Below are 18,866 nucleotides of genomic sequence, written 5' to 3' on the forward strand. Positions count from 1 at the left end.
AACCCACAATCAAAAAGGAAACCCATGTTCCGTACCATGCTCGGCGGCAAAATCCACCGTGCCACCGTTACCGAAGCCGACCTCAACTACGTCGGCAGCATTACCGTTGACCAAGACCTGCTGGATGCGGCAGGTATTTGCGTTAACGAAAAAGTCGCCATCGTCAACAATAACAACGGCGAACGTCTTGAAACCTACACCATCCCCGGCGAACGCGGCAGCGGCGTCGTTTGCCTTAATGGCGCAGCCGCGCGTTTGGTTCAAAAAGGCGACATCGTAATTATCATGTCTTACGTCATGTTGTCCGAACCTGAAATTGCAGCGCATGAGCCGAAAGTCGTCCTCGTCGATGAGAACAATAAAATCCGCGACGTGATTTCTTATGAGCCGCCGCACACCGTGTTGTAATATTCAAACAAAGGCCGTCTGAAACGTTTCAGACGGCCTGTTTCCCAAATTCAACTTATCTGAAAGGCTTTGCCGTGAATATCCAAATCAACAACATCACCGTCAGCAACGATGCGCCCTTTACCCTTTTCGGCGGCATCAATGTCCTTGAAGACCTCGACTCTACGCTGAAAGCCTGTGAGCAATACGTTAAAGTAACCGATAAACTCGGCATTCCTTACGTGTTCAAAGCCTCTTTCGACAAGGCAAACCGCTCTTCCATCCACTCTTTCCGCGGTGTGGGTTTGGACGAAGGTATGAAGATTTTTCAAGCGGTGAAACGCGAGTTTAACGTTCCCGTAATTACTGACGTTCACGAGCCTTACCAATGCCAACCGGTTGCCGAAGTCTGCGATGTCATCCAGCTGCCAGCATTCTTGGCACGTCAAACCGATTTGGTGGTGGCAATGGCGAAAACCGGCAATGTCATCAACATCAAAAAGCCGCAATTCCTCAGCCCTTCTCAAATGAAAAACATTGTGGAGAAATTCCAAGAAGCAGGCAACGATCAAATCATTTTGTGCGAACGCGGCGCAAACTTCGGCTACGACAATTTGGTGGTCGATATGCTCGGCTTTGGCGTGATGAAAAAAACGTGTAACAACCTGCCCGTTATTTTTGACGTAACCCATTCCCTGCAAACGCGCGAATCTGGCGCTGCTGCGTCAGGCGGTCGTCGCGCCCAAGTATTGGACTTGGCGCTTGCCGGTATGGCAACCCGATTGGCCGGTTTGTTCCTTGAATCTCATGCCAATCCCGACCAAGCCAAATGCGATGGTCCAAGCGCATTGCCGCTTGCGCAATTGGAAGACTTCCTGACCCGTGTTAAAGCAATCGATGAAACTGTGAAATCGTTTGTGCCTATGGATATTCGTTAAGGGCAAATAAGTTAAAAGGCCGTCTGAAAGCATTTTCAGACGGCCTTTTTAGCGTTACTGTCCGCGTAAAAACAACGCATCCAATTCTTTTAAAGTCAGTTTAACCCATGTCGGACGGCCGTGGTTGCATTGGTTGCTGCGCGGTGTGTTTTCCATATCGCGCAGGAGTGCATTCATTTCAGGCAGAGTAAGCTGGCGGCCGGCGCGGACTGAGCCGTGGCAAGACATGGTGGCGAGGATGTGGTTTTCGTGTTCCTCGATGGTTTGGCTGCTGCCGACTTGGGCGAGTTCGCCCAATACATCTTTAGCCAGCGAAACAACGTCGGCTTTGCCGAGCATAGCGGGAACTGCACGGACGGCAAGGGTATTGCCGCCCATGTCGGACAGTTCCAGGCCAAAGCCTGCCAGCGTTTCGGCATGATCGGCAAGGGCGGCGCATTCTTCGTGGGACGCGGCAAAGGTTACGGGAATAAGCAGGCGTTGACTTTGCAGGTTGCCGTTTTCCTGACGTTGGCGTTTCATTTTCTCGTAGTTAACGCGTTCGGCGGCAGCGTGCATATCGATGAGCAACAGGCTGTCTTCGGCTTGGGCAAGGATGTAGATGCCAAGCAATTGGGCAATGGCAAAGCCGAGCGGCGGCAGTTCGGATTGGGATGGAAGGCCGTCTGAAAGCAGCGTATCTGTTTTTTGGGTAGGGAGTTCGGACGGCATATTGCCGAAACGTGCCTGCTCGAATTGGCTTAACTCAAGGTCGATGTCGTCGGTTTTTTTGTAGAGCTCGGCGTAAGTATTCATTGCCGCGCGGCTTTCACGCAGGGACAGGCTGCGTTGCTGCGGTGCGCGCGCGGCTTGGTAAGGCATGGGCGCGGTTTTGCCTGATGAAGCAAAGGCATTGCGTGTATCGGATTTGTTGCCTGCCGGGTAGTTGGATGCGCTATCAAACAGATTTTCGCTGTCGTTTTCAGACGGCATTGGTGCAGGAGTAACGCCGGTAATGTCATGCAACACTTCGCCTGCGTTGCTGACGCTTTCAGTCAAATCGGCACGCGTGTCGGCAAGGGCTTTATTGAGCGTGTGGAACACGAGTTGGTGTACTTGCTGGCTGTCACGGAAGCGGATTTCGGTTTTGGTGGGGTGGACGTTGACGTCGACGGCTTCGGGTGGCAGGTCGAGAAAGAGGACGAAAGCAGGCGTCAGCGCGTTGTGCAATACGTCGCGGTATGCCTGCTTGATGGCATGGAGCATGACTTTGTCGCGGACAAAACGATGGTTGACGAAGCAGTATTGTTTGTCGGTTTTGCCTTTGGCAAAAGTCGGTTTGGCAATCGCGCCATAGAGCCGCAGCGCGCCATTGCCGCTGTCAATTTCCAATGAGGCTGTCTGAAAATCATCGCCGACAATAGCGGCGATACGTTCATGCAGGCTTTGGGCAGGAAGCTTGAACACTTGTTTGCCGTCGCGTTTGAGTGAAAAGGCAATGTGCGGATGCGCCAGCGCGAGGCGTTCGAGCATGGTGGCGCAGTGGGCGTATTCGGTGTTTTCGGATTTGAGGAACTTACGCCGCGCGGGGGTGTTGAAGAAGAGTTCGGCGGCTTCGATGGTGGTGCCGATGGGGTGGGCGGCGGCGGTGGGGCTGCTGAGTTTGCCGTCTTCGGCTTTGACTTGGGTCGCATGCGTGCTGTCTTCTTGGCGGCTGGTCAGGGTCAGGCGGCTGACGGAGGCGATACTGGCCAAACCTTCGCCGCGAAAGCCCATGCTGGCAACGTGTTCCAAATCGTTTAAGGTTTTGATTTTGCTGGTGGCGTGGCGGTGGAGCGCAAGCTCGATGTCGTCCGGATGGATACCGCTGCCGTTGTCGCTGACGCGAATCAGGCGGATGCCGCCGCCGGCCAGCTCGACATCAATCGCTGTCGCGCCTGCATCGATGCTGTTTTCAACGATTTCTTTCAAGGCGTTGGCAGGACGTTCGACCACTTCGCCGGCGGCGATTTGGTTGACAAGATGGTCGGGCAGGGCGGCAATTCGGGACATCGGTTTCTTTCAAAAAGCAACGGCGGAAGGGGAATTTACAGGTATTTGCGCATCAATTCGCATTCGACGCGGACGGTTTTGTTCAGTTGCAACACGGCAGTGCCGAGCGATTCATAACGGTTGAGGCGATAGAAAGGCACGGAATTGAGCGAGGCATACAGTTTGAGAAAGCTGAGACCTGCATTTCGTGCCATTTCTTCGGAGCGGCTGAGCAGGGCCGTGCCCAAGCCGAGATTGTGGAAGAGCGGATGGACGTATAAGGCGTCCAGTTGCGCTTCTTTGAAATCGACTTGGAAGAAGCCTTGAATCAGCCCTTTGTATTCGACCACCCACAAGGCTTTGTTTTTATCGGAGATGGTTTCCAAATAGCTGTTGATGTCGAGCAGACTTTCCCATGCGTGCATAATGGTTTCATCGTAACTGCGGATGCAGGCGTATTGAACGGCATGCAGATGGGCGTTGTGTATGGCTTGGCAGTCTTTTTCGGTTGCCGGACGGAGGATGGTCAGAAGGCTCATGGCGGATGGTCGGAAAAATTGATTTCAGACGGCCTTTGGCAACCAAAGGCCGTCTGAAAAAGTGGGTAAGGTTACAGGCTTTGATGTAAGGTTTGTGCAGTTTGGAACGCGTTGTCCGCATCATTGGCCAAGACGGTAAAGTGGCCCATTTTTCGGCCTTTGCGCGCGGCTTTTTTACCGTAAAGATGCAGATGTGCATTCGGGTTGCTTTGCAGCGGCAGCCATTCGGGTTCGTCGCCGTCTTTCTTCCAAACGTCACCCAAAATATTCGCCATACAGCAAGAGCTCAGCAATTTGGTGTCAGCCGGAGGCAGGTTGCACATCAGGCGAACCTGTTGCTGGAATTGGTCTGTCGCGCAGGCGTCGATGGTATGGTGGCCGGAATTGTGCGGACGCGGGGCGATTTCGTTGACGACCAATTCATGTGTGTCGCCGACAACAAACATTTCTACTGCCAATACGCCGACGTAGTTCAACCCATCGGCCAAACGCTGCGCCATTTGTCGCGCTTGTAGCTGAATGTCGGCACTCAGTCGTGCAGGGACGATGGAGTAGGCGAGGATACCGTTTTCGTGAATGTTTTCGGCAGGGTCGAAAGTTTGCACGTTGTCATTGTTCAGACGGCATACGATAACGGAAATCTCGCCGCGCAAGTCCACCATTTTTTCCAAAACGCAATCCACGCCGCCGTGTTCGGCAAACGCGGCTTTGAGTTCATCCAATGTTTTTACGCGGATTTGGCCTTTGCCGTCGTAGCCTAAAGTGGCGGTTTTCAGGATACCGGGCAGAAATTGTATGCTTTCTTCAGTGATGTCTTCGGTCTTGCAAACTGCTTGATACGGCGCGGTTTGCAGGCCTGCTTTGCGTATCCATGCCTTTTCCTGAATGCGGTTTTGCGCGATGGCAACACAGTCGCCGCTGGGGGAAACATTGGTGTGTTTGGCGAGAAAACGCATCGCGTCGGCATTGACGTTTTCAAACTCAGTCGTAACTGCCGCGCATTTTGCCAATTCTTCCAAAGCAGCTTGGTCGTCAAACGGCACGCATAAATGACGGTCGGCAAATTCTGCTGCCGGCGCATTCGGGTCGGGATCGAGTACGGTTACTTTGTAGCCCATGGTTTTGGCAGCAACAGTAAACATTCTGCCTAATTGTCCGCCGCCAAGAATGCCGAGCATAGCAGGAGGGAGGATGGGGGATGTGTTCATGGATAATCGCTTTATGAAGAAATTGGGTAGGGTGTTTGCAGGCCGTCTGAAAATGGTTTTACGGCTTCAGACGGCCTGATGTTTTAAAGTTTGCCGATAAATTGCGGCGGAACGTTTTCAGTTAACCATACGCCGTTGTCCGCCAGAAAAAATTGATGTCCTGCCGTAAGCATGGCGACAGTGTCGATGGTCAATACAACCGGCTTGCCGTGGCGGGAGCCGACTTTGACGGCTGTTTCGGCATCGGCAGACAGATGGACAAAATGGCGCGAGGCAGAATGCAGGCCTTGTTCCAAAATAGACGGAACAGAGCGCTCAGCCGTACCGTGATACAAAATCTGAGGAGGCGTCGCTACTTTGTGTTCAACCTGAACTTGTGCCGTCGAATGACCTTGCGCAGCGCGGATGAGTTTGCCGTCTTCAGATACGGTAAACCGTTTTTTATCGTTGTTTTCGACTACTTCCAACAATATTTCGTAGGTCAGCGGATTGCCCGTAAAGCCGCGCTTGGGATGGTTTACCTGCGTCAGTAGGGTATCAATATCCACCCAGCCGTCTTTATCCAAAGTAATACCAATTTGCTCGGGATGATGACGCAAGATAAAGCTGAGGAATTTGCTGATGGATTTTAGTTGTTTTTCGTTGAGTATCATAATCTTGTTGTTTAGTCATTTCAGAGCGCAGGCCGTCTGAAAATTATTTATCCAATCCTTCTTGCACCATTTGCGCTGCGCGGATTACTGCCCGGGCTTTGTTTTGGGTTTCCTGCCATTCGGATGTTGGGTCGGAATCGGCAACTACGCCTGCGCCGCTTTGGACGAAGAGGGTATTGTTTTTAATCACGGCAGTGCGGATGGCAATGGCCAAGTCCATGTCGTTGTTGAAACTCCATACGCCGACTGCGCCGCCGTAGATGCCGCGTTTGCTCGGTTCGACTTCTTCGATGATCTCCATGGCGCGGACTTTGGGGGCGCCGGAGAGTGTGCCGGCGGGGAACGTGGCGGCGAGGATGTCCATGTTGGTCATACCGTCTTTCAGACGGCCTTCGACGTTGGAGACGATGTGCATCACATGGGAGTATTTTTCAATCACCATTTTGTCGGTGACTTTGACTTCGCCGGTTTTACTGATGCGGCCGACGTCGTTGCGTCCTAGGTCAATCAACATGACGTGTTCGGCAATTTCTTTGGCGTCGCTCAGCAGGTCTTGTTCGTTGGCAAGGTCTTCGGCTGGTGTCTTGCCGCGCAGGCGTGTGCCGGCGATAGGGCGGACAATAACATCGTCGCGTTCGCGGCGGACGAGGATTTCGGGCGAAGAGCCGACAATATGGAAATCACCGAAATCGTAGTAGAACATATACGGCGATGGGTTCAGCGTACGCAGGGCGCGGTAGAGGGCAAGCGGATTATCGGTAAATTCCATGCTCATGCGTTGGCTGGGCACAACCTGCATACAGTCGCCTGCAAAGATGTAGTCTTTGATTTTGTTGACGCAGGCTTTGAAAGGTTCTTCGCCAAATTCGCTGACTGCTTGGGTTTGTTTGCTGCCGAGCGAGAGCGGGATGGCGCAACTTTGGCGCAACTGGGTACGGATGTCTTCAAGACGTTCGCGCGCGCGTTCGTAGCCGTTGGCTTGAGACGGATCGGCATAAACAATCAGGTAGATTTTGCCGCTTAGGTTATCCACTACGGCAAGCTCTTGCGAGAGCATCAGGAGGATGTCAGGCGTACCGAGGGGATCGGCTTTGGCCGTATGTTTCAGGCGGTGGGCAAAATGTTCGAAATTGTAGATGGTTTCATAACCGAAGTAGCCGACCAGGCCGCCGGTAAAGCGCGGCAGGCTTGGGATTTCGGGCGTTTTGAAGCGGTTGTGGAAGGCTTCGATAAAGGGTAGGGGATTACCGTCGTGTTGTTCGACGATTTTGCCGTTTTGATACACATCGACATGTTTGCCGCTGGTTTTGAGATAGTGGCTGCAAGGCAGACCGATAAAGGAATAGCGGCCGAAGCGTTCGCCACCGACAACGGATTCGAGCAGGTAGGTGAAAGGCTTGTTGGCAAGTTTGAGGTAGATTGAGAGCGGTGTATCCAAATCGGCAAGCAGCTCTTGAACGAGTGGAATGCGGTTGTAACCTTGTGCGGCTTGGGCTTGGTATTCTTGTTTGCTGATCATCTTGATAAGTCTTTCAGACGGCCTGTTTCAGGGTGTTAAATCGTGTGAAGAGTATAGCATTTTATTGGAATTGTTGACAGTCTGAGCGCTATGTCAGATATGGAAAACGCCGTCTGAAAAGACGGCGTAAGGTATCAGGCGAGGGTATCGGAAATTTTGTTTTTCCGGCTTCGTTTCCACTTGAAGACATAAGCGGCTACAACGGGAATCAGGGCGATAATGGATTTGAATGTCCAGCCCGAATACCATGTGCCTTCGGGAACGTCGCTTGCAAGCCAAGTGAAGTAGGGCCACCAGCAGGCAACTAGGCTGCCGAGAAACAGCGGCCAAATATGACGGCTTAAGTTGCGTTGCCATAAAAGGAAACAGATGGCCGCCCAAACAAAAGTCAATACGGTAATCAGGAGGATGGTGTAGGCATCTGAAATCAGGATGGCGGCGAAGTAGTAGCTGAGTGCGACCCATAATAGGGCAAGTACCAAAACAATAATTTCTTCCGGACGTTTAAACATGATTTTTCTCTTTGTAAGACTGACAAGGCGACAATACTATACCCTAAACAAGGTGCGATGATAAGAGTCTTTCAGACGGCCTTGTAATCGGGTTTGCTATAATGTGTGCAATCTATTTTTTGGAAAGGACAAACCATGACGGCAAACTTTCAAGAAACGCTGAAGGCTTTGGGCAAACAGGCGAAAAAGGAAGCTGCGGAGCGAGAGGCGGAAGCGAAGGCTAAAAAGCAGGCAGAGGATGTAGATTTCAGCAAGGCGGTTGGCAAGGTTACACCTTTGAAAAATGCCGGCAACTATTATGAACAGCCCCGCGATAAATCGCCTATCAAACCGCGACCTAAAGAAATGGCGACTTTGGAGCAGGAAGATTATTTTTATGTGGGCAGCGGCGGCTGGGAAGAACCGCCGGCTTCGTTCAGTAAAAACGGACAGGGTAAAAATGATTTGATGCGTTTGCGAAACGGCCATTATCCCGTGGTGGCAGATGTGGATTTGCACGGCTATACGCAGGAAGAAGCGCAGCAGGTATTGAACGAGTTTATTGAGTTTACGAAAAAACGCGGCGTTTGCGGCGAGATTGTCCACGGCAGTGGCTTGGGTTCGGCAGGCTATAAACCGGTTTTGAAAAATATGACGCGCCGCTGGTTGATGCAGCATCCTGAAGTGTTGGCTTATGTCGAGCCTCGACAAGGCAATGATGGCGCAGTCAGGATTTTGTTGAAGCGTCAACGCCGAGACGATGATTGGAAACAGTAAAATATAAAAAGCAGTGTCGATAAAATGACACTGCTTTTTTATAGTTATTTAGACTAAGAAGATTTCTTTTTGGAAACCGATTCGCAACCTTTTCCATTGGTCATTGTGGTTTTGGAATCTTTGGCGGAATCAATATCAGTGCATTTGTAAGCATTGCCCAAACTATCCATCCAAACGGAAAGGGTATAGCCTGTTTTGATGGGTATGGCTTTCAAACGATAGGCTCGGCTTTTATTGGCATCAATCATTTCGGCAGAGTATTGGTATTTGTCTGCCAAATCTTTATGACCTTTATATGAGGAGATAAAGTCATCCAACTTGGTTTTAATTTCATCAGTTTTCCACTTTGGATTTTTAACCATCTGGTTTTTAAAAGCAGAATTGATGGCGACTAACTCGGCATGCGCTTGTGATTGGTAGCCGCGTTCAATGTAGCGATTGTAAGAGGGAATGGCAATGACGCTCAGGATGGCTAAGATGGCGACGACAATCATCATCTCAACCAGCGTAAAGCCTAGTTGTTGGGTAGAGGTTTTATTCATTTTATTATTCGCTGGCAACGTAAGACTGAAGAACGACTTGGGTATTGGCATTCTTACCCCATGCTTTGGCGGTAACGCGGTAGGTAATTCGACCCTCAGTAGTTTTACCTAAATATTCAATGATGTAGCGGGGATTTTTTGCAATGCCGCTATTTTTACCTAGAGAGTATTCTTTACCGTTGGTATCGATGCAAAGATTTTGATTTTTATCACATTTTCTTTTCCAGGCATCTTCAGTAGCGGTTTCTTCGATGGCTTCGCTGTCAGATTTCACGTTAGGTGTGGCGCAAAAACCATCTTTACACTCTTTAGTAAAATTAGTCTTTTTCCCTTCAATATCAAAAATTTGATTTTCACCTTCACGCAATGCGGCTTCGGCCAAGGTGGTTGCCAGTTTGCGGTCGGCATCGTTGGTGCTGATACGCTGTTCGGTATTGTAGGACTGGGTGGCTGTAACCACGAGCAGGGCGATGACGATCATCATCATTAAGACGATAAACAAAGCATAGCCTTGTTGTCGGTCAGGTTTTATTAGAGTGATCGGTCGGCGCATACGTTTCCTCCGCGGATGGTGGCATTAATATTATAGATATCGACTTTATTGTCTTGTTCTTTCGATGGGTCGATACTGCCGTTATTCAGTACGATTTGGATTGAGGCGGGAGACTTGGCTTCAGCTGAGCTATCCAATGCGGTTTTGTAATCAAAGGATTCTGTATTTACTCCGCTGGCAGAGGCATTTTCAGAATGAGGACATTCTGCATAGATATAGTGGATATCCATAGTAGTGATGCCTTTAATCAGGAGCTGCGGATTACTCCATGAGCCATCATTTGATAATTGGAAACGGAACAAACCGCTCTCTTCGCCAAGTTTACCGACAGCGTAGGCAATCATTTCATGCTTCATAATGGCGATACTGCCGTTTTGATCAGAGTCGGTCATTTTCAAAGCCGTTTTTGCCGCATCCAAATCTTTAATTTCTGTTTGAGGTTTGGCAATGCCGAAACAGCTGCTGACAATAGCAGTTTTTGCAGCAGGGTTTGCTTTGTCGATTCCATATTGAAACAGCAGGGCTTTGCCGGTTTGAGCAAAGCCTGCATAGCCTAATTTATTGATTTCTTTAATCGGTAACAGATTATTCACACCAGCCGTTTTCAATGTGTATTCATCCGAGCTTTTGTCTTCTGTTACTGCAGAGGCAGGAAAATTAGACATATTGAAGCAGCCGAAATTGCCTGCCATACGCGCATCGCGGACAATCATATTGGCGGCGTTGCGCAAATCTTGTTGGATACCGATACGGGTGTTGGCAGATTTGTTCAATCCGCGTGCAGTAAAGTAGGTGGAGCTGACAGCCATTAAGACAATCATGCTGAGCAGGCTGGCAACCAGAAATTCAAGGATGCTGAAACCGCGCATCGCGGTTTTATTGGGAATATGGTTGAGTAAGCGTTTATTGTTCATTGTTAGTCTCTTACGCGTGATTGATAGGTATAGACAACGTGATGCCCCGATGTATTGAGATTTTTTGCGGTATTTTCTTCTTCGACATCTTGCAACCATAAAACTTTCACGATGGTTGTGTCGCCTTTGTCATCGCATTTTGCGTTAAACCCATTTTCGTAAGTCGGCTCTGCACCGGAAGAATCTTTGCAGATGGTCGAGAAGACTTGGGCTTCGGGAAGGGCTTTGGCTAAATCGGCTTTAAACTGGGCAATTTGAGCTTGCGCAAGTTGCGCTTTTGTCATTTTATCTTTAAATTCATTGGTTTGCTTTGAGTCTTTAAGCTGTTCAGAGCTTGATGTGATGTAAGCATCGTAGGATTTTTTATAACGGGAGGTTTTGTCGCCTGCAGTATCGGTTTCTTCAGAGAGCGTCGGATTGATGAGCATGCCTTCGATTAGATTTTGCGTAATTTGGGCGACTGTGGTTTGATTTTCAGACTCACGCACGTTGGATACGGTACGTAGTTGGACAGCCAGAAGGGCCAGTACGCCGATGGCAAGGACAAACATGGCAATCAAAACTTCAATCAGGGTCATACCTGATTGAAGTTTTGGGGTAAAGCTTGTTGAGCTCGTTTTCAGACGGCCTTTAAATGATCTGAGATGAGTAGGATTAGTAATGTTCATAAGATACCGTTGTTATTATTTGGAAGAGTATTCGCACATTTTGCGCTCATCGTTTTTAGCACAGATTTCGACATGCCCATTGCCATTGATTAAAAGTACGGTAGCACGGGCTTTCTTGGTTTCAGCATCGGAGGCGGATTTATCCGTCAGGCTGATTTTGATGTAGCCGTCTGAAAATTGATAATTTTTGCCATCGGTTGAATGGCCAAATGTACCATTGGGCAGGAATCTCCACCAGACTTCTTTTGAAGCTGAGGTCGAGAGGGCGGAACGGTCATTGCCGATAGGGATATAGTTGAAGCTGTATTCCACTTTGTCGGTATCCCCATTAAGGATAATGGAGCGGACGGACAAATCGACTGTATCGTTTTTATAGTTGGAATCTCCGTTTTTATCGGCGTAGGCCAACATACCATTACCGGCATATTTGGAATCGCAACCATTATTGGGCGAGCCATCGGATTTGATTTTGACCGGGCAGATGTAAACGGGAAGATTGAGACGGACGGCCTCATTTCGCGCGAAACGCAGCAGATTGGCAATTTGCTCTGCTTGCGATGCCGCACGTCTGGAGGCAATCCATTGATTCATATTGGGAAGTGCGATGACGGCCATTACTGCTGCAATAGTAATGACGATCAGCAACTCAATTAGGGTGAAGCCTTTTTGTGTCTGATACATGAGTGATTTTTTGGTAGTAATGTGTTGGGGTAACCGACGTTTTCTCTTTTTGCATTTGCTTGTGGCAATGCTTTTGCTTTTATTGGATTTATTCTAAACGATTTTGGAATGCGTGACTAATAAAATATGAAATTCGGTTAGTTTTCCAGATAATCTGTCTCAATCTTCCATCAACATGGATTCTGGAACATAGGCAGCATTATCAAATTTGGTAAATTGACCCATCCAAGTGAGGAATACTTTCCCGACGGGACCGTTACGGTGTTTGCCGATAATACATTCCGCCAAGCCTTTTGCGGGTGATTCTGAGTTGTAGTATTCATCACGATACATGAACATAATCAAGTCGGCATCTTGTTCGATTGCGCCGGATTCACGCAAATCGGACATCATCGGGCGTTTGTCGGTACGCTGCTCAACCGTACGGCTCAACTGCGACAGGGCAATGACGGGAACTTGCAACTCTTTCGCCAATGCTTTGAGGGAGCGGGAAATTTCGCCAAGCTCGGAAGCGCGGTTGTCAGAACGGCCGGAGCCTGACATCAATTGCAGGTAGTCGATGACGATCAAACCCAATTTGCCGTTGAACTGGCGCGCAAGGCGACGGGCGCGGGCGCGTAGTTCGAGCGCGGTCAAGCCCGGAGTTTCATCGATATACATGGGTGCATCGGAAAGTTTAACGACCGCTTCGTTCAGACGGCCCCAGTGTTCGTCTTGCAATCTGCCAGTTTTCAAAACGCTTTGATCCAAACGTCCGACTGAACCCAGCATACGCATAACCAGCTGCGCACCGCCCATCTCCATCGAGAATACAGCGACAGGCAGTTTGCCCTCTACGGCAACGTGTTCGGCAATATTGATCGAAAAGGCGGTTTTACCCATAGACGGACGGCCTGCGACGATAATCAAATCACCCGGTTGGAGGCCTGATGTTTTTTTGTCGAGATCGATAAAACCTGTCGATATGCCGGTTACCTCATCAGGATTGTCGCGCGAATAAAGCATATCGATGCGCTCGACCACTTCTTTCAACAGGTCGGGCATCTCAAGAAAGCCTTGTTTGGATTTGGCGGTACTTTCGGCGATTTGGAATACTTTGTTTTCCGCCTCGTCCAAAAGCTGGCCTGCATCGCGCCCTTGCGGATTGTATGCACTGCGTGCAATTTCCGTGCCGACTTCGGCAAGCTGGCGCATGATGGAACGTTCGCGCACGATTTCGGCGTAGCGGCGGATATTGGCTGCGGATGGCGTGTTTTGCGCCAGCGTAATCAGATAGTTGAATCCGCCTGCCGCTTCCAATTCTTCATTGCGTTCCAAACTTTCCTGAACGGTAATGACGTCTGCAGGGCGGCTTTCGTTAATCAGGTTGGCAATGGCACGAAAAATCAGGCGGTGTTCGTGGCGGTAGAAATCTTCGCCGGAAACGACATCGGCAATACGGTCCCAAGCAGAATTTTCCAGCATCAGGCCGCCCAAAACGGATTGCTCCGCTTCTGTGGAATGCGGCGGCAAGGATAATGCGCTGATTTCACGGTCTTCAGACGGCATGTCGGAATAATTGCTCATGACGGGCATCTCTGGCTGGAAAATTGTAATCCGCTATTATAACGCAGTGTAAGTTCAATTGGTTTGTTTAGGCTAAAGCAGGTAAAATAGTCATGTTGTCAATATGACGACGCACACTACCAAAATATAAATATCAACAATCAGGAGCACAAAAATGGAACATAAGCTGCCACAACTGCCTTATGAACTGGACGCATTGTCCCCACATCTGACCAAAGAAACTTTGGAGTTCCACTACGGCAAACACCATCAAACCTACATCACCAACTTGAACAATCAAATCAAAGGCACTGAGTTTGAAGAAATGCCTTTGGAAGAAATCGTGAAAAAATCTTCCGGCGGTATGTTCAACAACGCTGCCCAAACTTGGAACCACACTTTCTACTGGCTGGGCTTTACCCCTAAAGGCCAAGGCAAACCTGCCGGCGAATTGGCTGCAGCCATCGACGCCAAATGGGGCAGCTTCGAGAAATTTCAAGAAGCGTTCAATGCTTGCGCGGCCGGTACTTTCGGCTCCGGTTGGGCATGGTTGGTGAAAACACCTGCCGGTGAATTGGATCTGGTTTCTACTTCCAATGCAGGTACTCCGCTGACTACTGAAAACACTCCGCTGTTGACTTGCGACGTATGGGAACACGCCTACTACATCGACTACCGCAACAGCCGTCCTAACTACCTGAAAGGTTTCTGGGAAATTGTTAACTGGGATGAAGTTGCCAAACGCTTCGCCGCATAAAACGATATGAGTGAAAAGGCCGTCTGAAAATTTTTCAGACGGCCTGAAACCTTTGAACAATTAGCAGTACGTGCAATGGCCGCCCTTTACGATACATCAATCGGGCGCTATTATTTTAGTGGTATCGCATGGTCATACCCTGCGGCTTTTATTGTCCTTACTAGGCGGAGCGACTTGGGAAAACCATCGTGATGAGGGTAAATCCGTGTCATTGTTGCATACTTCAATCAGTATTGTGAAATATGATAGTGAAAGCGGTTTTCATATTGAGCAGCTTAACGATGTGGCTCATTTACAATGATCACACCCATTCATCAATAATAAAAAAGTGGGCATTTTACCCACCTTTTTTGCCATTAGCCGAATACTTTTTCTAAGTGTGCTTGGTAGTCTGCTAAGTATTGTTCCACTTGTGGATTTTTAATCACATCGTTACATAAGAATGTCGGCAGACGGGTCAAACCGATGAACTCATTGAGTTTGTGGAAGTGCATATACAACGCATCCACGCCTTTGCCTTCGAAAAAATCGCCTTCTCGGGTGAAGGCCTCAATCGGCGCATTCCAAGTAAGCGAGAGCATGTTTTTTTGCCTTGCAACAAACCACCTGTGCCGTAGCCTTCTATCGGATTGACACGATGGCGGCCATCACTGTGGTAAAGCTTGCCGTGTCCGGCAGTTAATACTTCGTCTATGTATTTTTTCACTGTCCAAGGTTCGTGCATCCACCAGCCTGGCATTTGCCAAATCACGGCATCCATCCACAAGAATTTTTCGATTTCTGCTTCAACATCATAGCCCGCATTAATCACGGTTTCTTGTACATTGTGTCCAAGTGCGGTCAAAACTTCTTTCGCTTTTTTGTGAAGCGTATGGTTCAACTCACCATGCGAATGACCAAACTCTTTTCTACCGTCTAGTAATAAAATATTCATCTTTTTGCCCCTAAAATAAATAATTATAAAAATGGGGCTATCATTATGCCTTTTTACTGCATCTTTATCACTGTAAGTTTAGATTCTTTAAAAGGTTATGTAGGAACTGGACAGCAGGTGGGAAAAACTGAAATTGGGCTTCCTGGTTTTAAAGAAAGGGTGAACTTCAATAAAAATATCGGTATTTATATCGATCCTGTTACAGGAAATCAAACCCCAACAACTATGGGGATTATTCATTATAGTAAAAATGGATATCATGTAGTTCCGGCTAAACCAAAGGAATAATAGTCTATGAATAATGACATTATAAGATTAAGAATTGTTACCCAAAATGCCTTGATAGGTAAAATTACCAAAGAGGTTAGAGGTGTTTATGTAAGAATCAATGAAAATTGTATAAGTATTTATATCGTTATTGATGGAGATATCTCTACCTATTGGAATGAAGAGATTTATAAAATTGGTACAGATATTATTTCTAATTTTGGTGAGGATTATACTATTGATGAGAATTTAGTTAGGATTGATTACCCTAAATATTTATCTTTTGATAATTATATATGTGTATATAAGCGCCATGAAAAATATGAATAAGATTGGAACTATTTATTTATGACAAGGATTTAAAAAGAATTAAGGATTAATAATGTTTGGTATTTTCTTTAAAGATAAAGGTACATCTTTTGATAATGGATATGGGATGCATATTTTGGCTTCAATCTCTTTAGGTGAATATGTAGAAGAATTACATATTCCAATAGACTATTGGGGTATTGAAGAATATAAAAATAGCTGGGCTACATCTATAGCTGATGGGATAGAAAAAAAGTAACATTCAGTACTTATTACATCTATGCATGAGCCAGAATCTTTAAATTTTATTTCTACATGGATTATTTATTATGATGGGGAAATTTCTTATAAAAGTGCATTCACCTACCAATAGACGCAAGTCATTTTGTAGTAATTTTGGTGCGCCACCCAAATATCCTTTCCCCGAACTGCGATTATTTGCCGAATTTTATGCATACTGTTCAACAACTCCCTGAAAATGCCCTTACTACGCGTTTGAATTTTTTCCGCCAATACGGTCAACTTGAGACTTTTGCAAAGGTCTCGGCCTTTTTGTCGATATTGGCGTGAAGAAATGGTTTAGATGAATGTTTTTTCTGTCTGATGCGCAAAATTATCATGGAGCAGAAAAAAGGATAAACGGGAGATTATGCTAAAATATTGTCAACAATTTTCTGATTCCGCATGATATGGAATCAGCGTTTGACACACATAGACAAGAGGATTTTATGAAATTTCTAGACCGTGAGGCGACCATTGCCAAACCCGGCTTTAATCGTTGGCTGGTACCGCCTGCCGCTTTGGCCGTGCATCTTGCCATCGGGCAGATATACGCTTATTCCGTGTTTAATGCGCCGCTGACCAAGCTTATCGGTATTACTGAGTCGGCTGCCGGAGATTGGAAGCTGACCACGGTCGGTTGGATTTTCAGTATTGCCTTGGCGATGTTGGGTGCGTCTGCGGCCATGTTCGGAACTTGGATGGAACGCGTTGGGCCGCGTAAGGCGATGTTTGTTGCAGCCTGCTGTTTTAGTTTGGGCTTTTTTGTGTCGGCTATTGGCGTTCATACGCACAATCTGTTTTTGCTTTATTTGGGTAACGGTGTGATTGGCGGGGTTGGTTTGGGCTTGGGCTATATCGGGCCTGTATCGACTTTGATGAAATGGTTTCCCGATAAACCGGGTATGGCGACAGGCTTGGCGATTATGGGCTTTGGTGGCGGCGCGATGTTGGCCTCGCCTTTATCCGTGTCGCTGATGAATTTTTTCTCCAGTGAAACTTCGGTTGGCGTTGCACAGACTTTTGTGGTTTTAGGGTTGTTTTATTTGGTATTGATGATGTTCGGCGCGTTTACGATCCGTGTACCTGCCGATGGCTGGAAACCTAAAGGTTATGTTGCGCCGAAAAACAAAAGCAAATTGGTCAGCAGCAATCATGTCAATGTTTCACAAGCCATGAAAACGCCGCAATTCTGGCTCTTGTTTTGGGTGTTGTGTTTGAATGTAACGGCCGGTATTGGCGTATTGGGACAGGCTTCCGTCATGATTCAGGAGCTGTTTTCTGAAACTTCTGTCGGTAAACAGGCTGCCATTGGCGCGGGTGCGGCGGCAGGTTTTGTGAGCCTGTTGAGCCTGTTTAATATGGGCGGCCGCTTTTTGTGGTCCAGCGTGTCCGACAAAATTGGGCGTAAAAATACTTATACCATTTTCTTTGTACTCGGCTCGCTGTTGTATTTTGCCATTCCGTCGATTGGCGAGAGCGGTAACAAGGCTTTGTTTGTTATTGGGTTTTGCGTCATCATTTCCATGTATGGCGGCGGTTTTGCAGCGATTCCGGCGTATTTGAAGGATTTGTTCGGCACTTATCAAGTCGGTGCAATCCACGGCAGAATTTTGCTGGCATGGTCAACTGCGGCTGTTATTGGCCCGGTGTTGGTCAACTATATCCGCCAAAGCCAAATTGAAAGCGGCGTTCCGGCTGCTGAAGCTTATAGCATTACCATGTACATCATGGCAGGTTTGTTGATTGTCGGTTTGTTGTGTAATTTGAGTGTCCGTTCGGTTCATGAAAAGCATCACGAAAAAGACATTAAGGTCGCGGCCCATAGTGGCAATCCCGATGATGAAACTGCTGTATCCGATGCCTATCTGATCAGTAAGAAAGTATCAGCGGGCGGTATCGGCGTATGGTGGCGCTGGGCTTTGGTTTGCATTCCTTTGGGCTATGGCGTCATTATGGTGTTTGTTAAAGCCTTAAGTTTGTTTAATTGATTGTTAAAATGAAAGGCCGTCTGAAAGTTTCAGACGGCCTTTTAAAATATTAAGCAACTAATCTTTTGATACGCTGATGGTATGCTTGATATGTTTTAAATTCGCAACGATGGTAAAAGTCATCATCACCAGTAAAGCCCATGAGCTCCATTTGCTGATGTGTACCGATGCCCACGCGCCTATTTGGTTTGGATAGCGCCAAACGCCGAATAAAGTTCCCAAATTCTCCGCCAGCCAAATGAAAAATCCAATCAGGACAAAAGCGAGCAGGAGCGGCATTTTGCGAGTGGTGTCATAGGGCGTGTACAAGACTGTCGTCCGGGCGTATAGGCCGAGGGCAAAGGCTGCGAGATACCAGCGATAGTCGCCGATATAGTGATGGGTGAAAAAATTGATATAAATCGCCAGCGCGCACAAAGTGCCCAAGCAATATGGCGGATGGCTTTTGATTTTGAGATCAAACAGCCGCCATGCTTGGATAATATAGCTACCGACCGCGGCATACATAAAGCCAGCAAACAGCGGTACGCCGTCGATTTTGGTATATGCTTCTTCCGGATAGCTCCAGGATTGGATACCGCCCGATGTTTTGAACCACTCTAAAGCAAAGCCGACCAAGTGAAACAGCGTAATCGATTTTACTTCGTCCCAAGTTTCCAGCTTGAAATACAGCATGGCTGCTTGCACGGAGACGGCAAAAATCAGCAGCAGGTCATAGCGCGAAATTCCCAGCCAACCTGTTTTCGGAATAAGAAACATGGCAATGAAAAACAAGCCTGCAAATAAGCAGGCTCGTGCTTCTTTCAAACCGAAAAACCAAAATTCAACGATAAAGCGTCGCCAACCATGCAAATCCTTGCGTTTGGGATGCTCAGTCAGCCAAGTATCCAGTTTGCCCAACATA

At 47.8% G+C, this 18,866-nt stretch carries 22 protein-coding genes and 1 pseudogene; 9 read left to right on the forward strand and 14 right to left on the reverse strand.

Annotated features, from left to right (window positions below):
• Positions 1 to 24 precede the first annotated feature (24 nt).
• Both panD and kdsA read left to right on the forward strand, forming a co-directional pair.
• Positions 25 to 408, forward strand: a complete 384-nt coding sequence (gene panD, locus HMPREF2871_RS10185) for an aspartate 1-decarboxylase (RefSeq protein ID WP_003678944.1) — start codon at positions 25 to 27, stop codon at positions 406 to 408.
• Between the two features lie 74 nt (positions 409 to 482).
• A complete protein-coding gene (kdsA, locus tag HMPREF2871_RS10190; protein WP_049336577.1) occupies positions 483 to 1,325 on the forward strand; it encodes a 3-deoxy-8-phosphooctulonate synthase in 843 nt (280 codons plus the stop codon).
• Between the two features lie 54 nt (positions 1,326 to 1,379).
• Here the strand turns inward: kdsA and mutL are convergent, their stop codons facing one another.
• The 6 genes from mutL to HMPREF2871_RS10220 form a co-directional block, all read right to left on the reverse strand.
• Positions 1,380 to 3,356 (reverse strand): DNA mismatch repair endonuclease MutL, encoded by a 1,977-nt coding sequence (gene mutL / locus HMPREF2871_RS10195; RefSeq protein WP_049336578.1) that lies wholly within the window; start codon positions 3,354 to 3,356, stop codon positions 1,380 to 1,382.
• A gap of 35 nt (positions 3,357 to 3,391) precedes the next feature.
• Entirely contained in the window at positions 3,392 to 3,874 is a 483-nt protein-coding gene (locus HMPREF2871_RS10200) for a GNAT family N-acetyltransferase (RefSeq protein ID WP_004519810.1), read from the reverse strand.
• A gap of 71 nt (positions 3,875 to 3,945) precedes the next feature.
• Positions 3,946 to 5,082: a 5-(carboxyamino)imidazole ribonucleotide synthase gene (locus HMPREF2871_RS10205; RefSeq protein ID WP_039862153.1), complete on the reverse strand. Its 1,137-nt coding sequence runs from the start codon at positions 5,080 to 5,082 to the stop codon at positions 3,946 to 3,948.
• An 83-nt stretch (positions 5,083 to 5,165) separates the two neighbouring features.
• The gene (locus HMPREF2871_RS10210) at positions 5,166 to 5,735 is read right to left on the reverse strand and encodes an RNA 2'-phosphotransferase (protein ID WP_049344753.1); all 570 of its coding nucleotides are present in this window, start codon (positions 5,733 to 5,735) and stop codon (positions 5,166 to 5,168) included.
• A 43-nt stretch (positions 5,736 to 5,778) separates the two neighbouring features.
• Positions 5,779 to 7,254 (reverse strand): anthranilate synthase component I, encoded by a 1,476-nt coding sequence (gene trpE, locus HMPREF2871_RS10215; RefSeq protein WP_049344754.1) that lies wholly within the window; start codon positions 7,252 to 7,254, stop codon positions 5,779 to 5,781.
• A gap of 134 nt (positions 7,255 to 7,388) precedes the next feature.
• On the reverse strand, positions 7,389 to 7,766 hold the full coding sequence (locus tag HMPREF2871_RS10220; RefSeq protein WP_049344755.1) for a hypothetical protein: 378 nt from the start codon (positions 7,764 to 7,766) through the stop codon (positions 7,389 to 7,391).
• Positions 7,767 to 7,901: 135 nt separating this feature from the next.
• Here HMPREF2871_RS10220 and HMPREF2871_RS10225 point away from each other — a divergent pair, with 135 nt between their 5' ends.
• On the forward strand, positions 7,902 to 8,522 hold the full coding sequence (locus tag HMPREF2871_RS10225) for a Smr/MutS family protein (protein WP_049344756.1): 621 nt from the start codon (positions 7,902 to 7,904) through the stop codon (positions 8,520 to 8,522).
• Between the two features lie 53 nt (positions 8,523 to 8,575).
• Here the strand turns inward: HMPREF2871_RS10225 and HMPREF2871_RS10230 are convergent, their stop codons facing one another.
• The 6 genes from HMPREF2871_RS10230 to dnaB form a co-directional block, all read right to left on the reverse strand.
• Positions 8,576 to 9,064, reverse strand: coding sequence for a PilX family type IV pilin (locus HMPREF2871_RS10230; RefSeq protein WP_049344757.1), 489 nt, complete (start codon positions 9,062 to 9,064; stop codon positions 8,576 to 8,578).
• Between the two features lie 4 nt (positions 9,065 to 9,068).
• Entirely contained in the window at positions 9,069 to 9,617 is a 549-nt protein-coding gene (locus HMPREF2871_RS10235) for a pilus assembly PilX family protein (RefSeq protein WP_049322681.1), read from the reverse strand.
• Positions 9,596 to 10,531: a PilW family protein gene (locus tag HMPREF2871_RS10240; protein WP_049344758.1), complete on the reverse strand. Its 936-nt coding sequence runs from the start codon at positions 10,529 to 10,531 to the stop codon at positions 9,596 to 9,598. Before HMPREF2871_RS10240 ends, HMPREF2871_RS10235 begins: the two co-directional genes overlap by 22 nt.
• Positions 10,532 to 10,533: 2 nt before the next feature.
• The gene (gene pilV, locus HMPREF2871_RS10245; RefSeq protein WP_193388912.1) at positions 10,534 to 11,199 is read right to left on the reverse strand and encodes a type IV pilus modification protein PilV; all 666 of its coding nucleotides are present in this window, start codon (positions 11,197 to 11,199) and stop codon (positions 10,534 to 10,536) included.
• A 15-nt stretch (positions 11,200 to 11,214) separates the two neighbouring features.
• Complete coding sequence (locus tag HMPREF2871_RS10250; protein WP_049344760.1) at positions 11,215 to 11,880, reverse strand: GspH/FimT family pseudopilin; 666 nt, start codon at positions 11,878 to 11,880, stop codon at positions 11,215 to 11,217.
• Between the two features lie 159 nt (positions 11,881 to 12,039).
• Positions 12,040 to 13,446 (reverse strand): replicative DNA helicase, encoded by a 1,407-nt coding sequence (gene dnaB / locus HMPREF2871_RS10255; protein WP_036490624.1) that lies wholly within the window; start codon positions 13,444 to 13,446, stop codon positions 12,040 to 12,042.
• 154 nt (positions 13,447 to 13,600) lie between these two features.
• Here dnaB and HMPREF2871_RS10260 point away from each other — a divergent pair, with 154 nt between their 5' ends.
• Both HMPREF2871_RS10260 and HMPREF2871_RS11595 read left to right on the forward strand, forming a co-directional pair.
• The gene (locus HMPREF2871_RS10260) at positions 13,601 to 14,182 is read left to right on the forward strand and encodes a superoxide dismutase (RefSeq protein WP_003683473.1); all 582 of its coding nucleotides are present in this window, start codon (positions 13,601 to 13,603) and stop codon (positions 14,180 to 14,182) included.
• Positions 14,183 to 14,252: 70 nt separating this feature from the next.
• On the forward strand, positions 14,253 to 14,483 hold the full coding sequence (locus HMPREF2871_RS11595) for a histidine phosphatase family protein (protein WP_204371641.1): 231 nt from the start codon (positions 14,253 to 14,255) through the stop codon (positions 14,481 to 14,483).
• Positions 14,484 to 14,538: 55 nt separating this feature from the next.
• Here the strand turns inward: HMPREF2871_RS11595 and HMPREF2871_RS10265 are convergent.
• A pseudogene (locus HMPREF2871_RS10265) lies at positions 14,539 to 15,116 on the reverse strand (NAD(P)H-dependent oxidoreductase).
• Between the two features lie 45 nt (positions 15,117 to 15,161).
• Here HMPREF2871_RS10265 and HMPREF2871_RS11600 point away from each other — a divergent pair.
• From HMPREF2871_RS11600 to HMPREF2871_RS10280, 4 genes are all read left to right on the forward strand, one after another.
• Entirely contained in the window at positions 15,162 to 15,404 is a 243-nt protein-coding gene (locus tag HMPREF2871_RS11600; RefSeq protein WP_079453701.1) for a polymorphic toxin type 50 domain-containing protein, read from the forward strand.
• A 6-nt stretch (positions 15,405 to 15,410) separates the two neighbouring features.
• Entirely contained in the window at positions 15,411 to 15,713 is a 303-nt protein-coding gene (locus HMPREF2871_RS10270; RefSeq protein WP_004519792.1) for a MafI2 family immunity protein, read from the forward strand.
• Between the two features lie 52 nt (positions 15,714 to 15,765).
• Positions 15,766 to 15,951, forward strand: coding sequence for a hypothetical protein (locus tag HMPREF2871_RS10275; RefSeq protein WP_049336588.1), 186 nt, complete (start codon positions 15,766 to 15,768; stop codon positions 15,949 to 15,951).
• A gap of 469 nt (positions 15,952 to 16,420) precedes the next feature.
• Positions 16,421 to 17,962 carry an L-lactate MFS transporter gene (locus HMPREF2871_RS10280; protein ID WP_049344761.1) on the forward strand — a complete coding sequence of 514 codons (1,542 nt, stop codon included), beginning with the start codon at positions 16,421 to 16,423 and terminating at the stop codon, positions 17,960 to 17,962.
• Between the two features lie 57 nt (positions 17,963 to 18,019).
• Here HMPREF2871_RS10280 and HMPREF2871_RS10285 read toward each other — a convergent pair whose 3' ends face one another.
• A complete protein-coding gene (locus HMPREF2871_RS10285) occupies positions 18,020 to 18,865 on the reverse strand; it encodes a DUF817 domain-containing protein (RefSeq protein WP_049344762.1) in 846 nt (281 codons plus the stop codon).
• Position 18,866: the final 1 nt, after the last annotated feature.

The sequence above is a fragment of the Neisseria sp. HMSC067G12 genome (genome assembly GCF_001812725.1).
Taxonomy (GTDB): Bacteria; Pseudomonadota; Gammaproteobacteria; order Burkholderiales; family Neisseriaceae; genus Neisseria; species Neisseria perflava.

What these genes read in the sequence shown, in the direction of transcription:
- panD (WP_003678944.1), top strand. Translation starts at nt 25, where the DNA reads ATGTTCCGTACCATGCTCGGCGGCAAAATCCACCGTGCCACCGTTACC.
- HMPREF2871_RS10200 (WP_004519810.1), bottom strand. Translation starts at nt 3,874, where the DNA reads ATGAGCCTTCTGACCATCCTCCGTCCGGCAACCGAAAAAGACTGCCAA.
- HMPREF2871_RS10275 (WP_049336588.1), top strand. Translation starts at nt 15,766, where the DNA reads ATGTTTGGTATTTTCTTTAAAGATAAAGGTACATCTTTTGATAATGGA.
- mutL (WP_049336578.1), bottom strand. Translation starts at nt 3,356, where the DNA reads ATGTCCCGAATTGCCGCCCTGCCCGACCATCTTGTCAACCAAATCGCC.
- HMPREF2871_RS10280 (WP_049344761.1), top strand. Translation starts at nt 16,421, where the DNA reads ATGAAATTTCTAGACCGTGAGGCGACCATTGCCAAACCCGGCTTTAAT.
- dnaB (WP_036490624.1), bottom strand. Translation starts at nt 13,446, where the DNA reads ATGAGCAATTATTCCGACATGCCGTCTGAAGACCGTGAAATCAGCGCA.
- HMPREF2871_RS10285 (WP_049344762.1), bottom strand. Translation starts at nt 18,865, where the DNA reads ATGTTGGGCAAACTGGATACTTGGCTGACTGAGCATCCCAAACGCAAG.
- HMPREF2871_RS10220 (WP_049344755.1), bottom strand. Translation starts at nt 7,766, where the DNA reads ATGTTTAAACGTCCGGAAGAAATTATTGTTTTGGTACTTGCCCTATTA.
- HMPREF2871_RS10240 (WP_049344758.1), bottom strand. Translation starts at nt 10,531, where the DNA reads ATGAACAATAAACGCTTACTCAACCATATTCCCAATAAAACCGCGATG.
- HMPREF2871_RS10250 (WP_049344760.1), bottom strand. Translation starts at nt 11,880, where the DNA reads ATGTATCAGACACAAAAAGGCTTCACCCTAATTGAGTTGCTGATCGTC.
- HMPREF2871_RS10260 (WP_003683473.1), top strand. Translation starts at nt 13,601, where the DNA reads ATGGAACATAAGCTGCCACAACTGCCTTATGAACTGGACGCATTGTCC.
- HMPREF2871_RS10225 (WP_049344756.1), top strand. Translation starts at nt 7,902, where the DNA reads ATGACGGCAAACTTTCAAGAAACGCTGAAGGCTTTGGGCAAACAGGCG.
- HMPREF2871_RS10210 (WP_049344753.1), bottom strand. Translation starts at nt 5,735, where the DNA reads ATGATACTCAACGAAAAACAACTAAAATCCATCAGCAAATTCCTCAGC.
- HMPREF2871_RS10235 (WP_049322681.1), bottom strand. Translation starts at nt 9,617, where the DNA reads ATGCGCCGACCGATCACTCTAATAAAACCTGACCGACAACAAGGCTAT.
- HMPREF2871_RS10230 (WP_049344757.1), bottom strand. Translation starts at nt 9,064, where the DNA reads ATGAATAAAACCTCTACCCAACAACTAGGCTTTACGCTGGTTGAGATG.
- HMPREF2871_RS10270 (WP_004519792.1), top strand. Translation starts at nt 15,411, where the DNA reads ATGAATAATGACATTATAAGATTAAGAATTGTTACCCAAAATGCCTTG.
- HMPREF2871_RS10205 (WP_039862153.1), bottom strand. Translation starts at nt 5,082, where the DNA reads ATGAACACATCCCCCATCCTCCCTCCTGCTATGCTCGGCATTCTTGGC.
- HMPREF2871_RS11600 (WP_079453701.1), top strand. Translation starts at nt 15,162, where the DNA reads ATGCCTTTTTACTGCATCTTTATCACTGTAAGTTTAGATTCTTTAAAA.
- trpE (WP_049344754.1), bottom strand. Translation starts at nt 7,254, where the DNA reads ATGATCAGCAAACAAGAATACCAAGCCCAAGCCGCACAAGGTTACAAC.
- pilV (WP_193388912.1), bottom strand. Translation starts at nt 11,199, where the DNA reads ATGAACATTACTAATCCTACTCATCTCAGATCATTTAAAGGCCGTCTG.